The 3,404-nt window shown below is 50.2% G+C and carries 3 protein-coding genes; all 3 read right to left on the bottom strand.

The window, feature by feature from the left end:
* Positions 1–32: 32 nt before the first annotated feature.
* Positions 33–2,540: a ferrous iron transporter B gene (gene feoB, locus RUMCAL_RS09745; RefSeq protein ID WP_021682635.1), complete on the bottom strand. Its 2,508-nt coding sequence runs from the start codon at positions 2,538–2,540 to the stop codon at positions 33–35.
* Positions 2,541–2,695: 155 nt separating this feature from the next.
* Positions 2,696–2,917 (bottom strand): FeoA family protein, encoded by a 222-nt coding sequence (locus RUMCAL_RS09750; RefSeq protein ID WP_021682636.1) that lies wholly within the window; start codon positions 2,915–2,917, stop codon positions 2,696–2,698.
* A gap of 17 nt (positions 2,918–2,934) precedes the next feature.
* On the bottom strand, positions 2,935–3,147 hold the full coding sequence (locus RUMCAL_RS09755) for a FeoA family protein (RefSeq protein ID WP_021682637.1): 213 nt from the start codon (positions 3,145–3,147) through the stop codon (positions 2,935–2,937).
* Between the last annotated feature and the right edge of the window lie 257 nt (positions 3,148–3,404).

Consider the following 3,404-nt stretch of genomic DNA (forward strand, 5'->3'; position numbering starts at 1 on the left):
AAGTCGCCAGACGCTCTTTGTGCGGTATTGTCTTATGCCTTTACCTTTACGCCCAGCTTGTTGCTTTCCTTGTACGGACGAACCAGCAGGTAGATCATTGCAACGATCAGTGCGAATGCAGCGATCAGGCTGATGATGTTTACAACACCGTTGCCGGCAGTCATCAGCTGACCGGTGAACAGGTTGCCCAGCTGGTTGACGATCAGGGCAATGACATATGCAAAGCCGCATTCGTAACCAATTGCGAACCAGAACCACTTGGTGTTGTTCATCTCACGCTTGATCGCACCCATTGCAGCGAAGCACGGTGCACACAGCAGGTTGAAGATCAGGAAGGACATACCTGCTACGCCGGTGAATGCAGCTGCCAGATTGCTGTACACGCCGTCGCCGCCGCCGTACAGGATACCCATAGTTGCAACGATGTTTTCCTTTGCGACCAGACCGGTTACAGCGGCAACCGTTGCCTGCCAGTCACCCCAGCCCAGCGGAGCGAAGATCCAGCAGATGCCCTTACCGATGTAAGCCAGAATGCTGTGGCTCATCTGGTCTTCACTCAGCATCTGGAATGCACCGTCAACCCAGCCGAAGTAAGAAGTGAACCAGACGAAGATGGTGGACAGTGTGATGATGGTACCAGCCTTCTTAATGAAGGACCAGCCGCGTTCCCACATGGAGCGGAGCACGTTGCCGACAGTCGGCATGTGGTATGCCGGCAGTTCCATAACGAACGGTGCCGGATCGCCGGCGAACATCTTTGTCTTTTTCAGAATGATACCGGAAACAACGATCGCTGCCATACCCAGGAAGTAAGCACCGGTTGCGATCCATGCAGAACCGCCGAAGATTGCACCGGCGATCATTGCGATAAACGGCTGTTTTGCACCGCAGGGGATAAAGGTGGTTGTCATAACAGTCATACGGCGGTCACGTTCGTTTTCAATGGTTCTCGAAGCCATGATACCCGGAATGCCGCAGCCTGTGCCGACCAGAATCGGGATAAAGGACTTACCGGACAGACCAAACTTCCGGAAGATACGGTCCATAACGAATGCGATACGAGCCATGTAACCGCAGGCTTCCAGAATTGCCAGCAGAATGAACAGTACCAGCATCTGCGGTACGAAGCCCAGAACTGCACCAACACCGGCAACGATACCGTCCAGAATCAGACCCTTCAGCCAGTCCACGCAGTTGACAGCGTCCAGTCCCTTTTCGATCAGTACCGGAATACCCGGAACCCATACGCCATAATCTGCCGGATCCGGTTCACCCTTTGCGAATTCGTCTGCCGCAGTGGTCAGGTCGTCCATGGAAGCGGTTTCGGTGGTAACTTCCAGTGTTTCTTCATCTTCTACATCATAGGAGAAGTCTGCGTTGTAATCCTTTTCATAGTTCAGGATCATGTCCTTTGCAGCTTCGCCGTCAAAGGTGTCTGCTTCTGCGTCAATGTAGCTTTCCAGTTCTTCTGTATCAACGCCCTGTTCGCCCAGATAAGCCACATAGCCGTCAATGATCGCATTGGTGTCGCCGTATTCATCAGCGGCATCGTTGTAGGAGCTGGTGCCGATGCCCAGCAGGTGCCAGCCGTCGCCGAACAGTCCGTCGTTTGCCCAGTCTGTTGCAGCGGAACCTACGGTAACCATGGAAATATAGTACACCAGGAACATGATGACTGCGAAGATCGGCAGACCCAGCCAACGGTTGGTGACGATCTTATCGATCTTGTCAGAAGTGGTCATGCCGGTTCTCTTTTTCTTCAGGCAGTCCTTGATGATCGAAGCAATGTACAGATACCGTTCGTTGGTGATGATGCTTTCTGCATCGTCGTCCATTTCCTTTTCTGCGGCTTCGATGTCTTGTTCAATGTGCTTTTTGGTAGCTTCCGGAATGTTCAGCTGTTCCAGAACCTTGTCGTCCCGTTCGAAGATCTTGATCGCATACCATCTCTGCTGTGCTTCCGGACGGTCATGCAGACAAGCTTCTTCAATATGTGCGATGGCATGCTCCACGCAGCCGCAGAACTTGTGCTGGGGAACCATGGGGATCTTGCTTTCCGCAGCCTGCATGGCTTCCTTTGCAGCTTCGTCAATGCCGGTGCCCTTCAGTGCGGAAATTTCCACGACCTTGCAGCCCAGTTCCTTTGCCAGCTGGTCAATGCGGATCTGGTCGCCGTTCTTCCGAACGATGTCCATCATGTTGATCGCGACAACTACCGGAATGCCCAGTTCTACCAGCTGTGTGGTCAGATACAGGTTACGTTCCAGATTGGTGCCGTCGATGATGTTCAGGATTGCATCCGGACGCTCCTGAATCAGATAATTTCGGGCAACGACTTCTTCCAGTGTGTACGGGGAAAGAGAATAGATACCCGGCAAGTCTGTGATGACAACATCTTTGTGCCCTTTCAGCTTACCCTCTTTCTTTTCCACGGTAACACCCGGCCAGTTACCGACGAACTGGTTCGAACCTGTTAATGCATTGAACAGTGTGGTCTTACCAGCGTTCGGGTTACCGGCTAATGCGATTTTAATACCCATTTCACTCCATCCTTTCGTGTTAGTGTTTACTAATTAGCAATTACTAACTTGTGACTAAAAAAATAATTTCGCCGTAAAATGAAGATGTGAATCCGCCGATGCAGGACAGATTCACGGATTTTCTTCTACAGCATGCACAACGATCTGTGCGGTGCTTATTCTACTTCGATCAGTTCAGCGTCTGCTTTCCGCAGAGAGAGTTCATAGCCTCTTACAGTGATCTCTATCGGATCACCCAGAGGTGCCACCTTGCGGATATAGACCTCGACACCCTTGGTGATGCCCATATCCATGATTCTGCGTTTTACTGCACCTTCGCCGGTGAGCTTCTTGACACGGACGGTCTGTCCGATCTTGGCATCTTTTAATGTAGCCATACTCCAGTTCCTCCTCTTTATATCATAATTTTTCCTGCCATTTCTTTCGTAATGGCAATACGGGTTCCTTTTACATTCACGATAAGATTTCCGTTTCCGGAATTTACTACCGTGAGCGTTCCGCCGACAACAAAGCCGAGGTCTTCCAAGTGCTTTTTGGTTTCAGCACTTCCGCCTACTTTTTTGATGATTACTTCGTCACCGGGATTCGCAAACATCAGCGGCATCATAGCATGCTCTCCTCCTTATATCAGAACCGTTCCTCTGTTTCTCAGAGCCGGCTCTGGAATTAGAAAAAGCTAACCATTTGAGAAATGATAAAGGTTAGAATCTTCTAACCCTCTTGTAAGTATACAACTTCTCATGGCATTTGTCAAGGGCAAAATGGAGATTTTCAAATTTTGTGAGATTGCACAAATAAAAAATCTGAAAGAGAAAATGCATTGGGCGGTTTTTAGGGCAACACCGCACAAAGAGCGTCTGGCGA

Source organism: Ruminococcus callidus ATCC 27760, from assembly GCF_000468015.1.
GTDB classification, from domain to species: Bacteria; Bacillota; Clostridia; order Oscillospirales; family Ruminococcaceae; genus Ruminococcus_C; species Ruminococcus_C callidus.

What these genes read in the sequence shown, in the direction of transcription:
- feoB (WP_021682635.1), bottom strand. Translation starts at nt 2,540, where the DNA reads ATGGGTATTAAAATCGCATTAGCCGGTAACCCGAACGCTGGTAAGACC.
- RUMCAL_RS09755 (WP_021682637.1), bottom strand. Translation starts at nt 3,147, where the DNA reads ATGATGCCGCTGATGTTTGCGAATCCCGGTGACGAAGTAATCATCAAA.
- RUMCAL_RS09750 (WP_021682636.1), bottom strand. Translation starts at nt 2,917, where the DNA reads ATGGCTACATTAAAAGATGCCAAGATCGGACAGACCGTCCGTGTCAAG.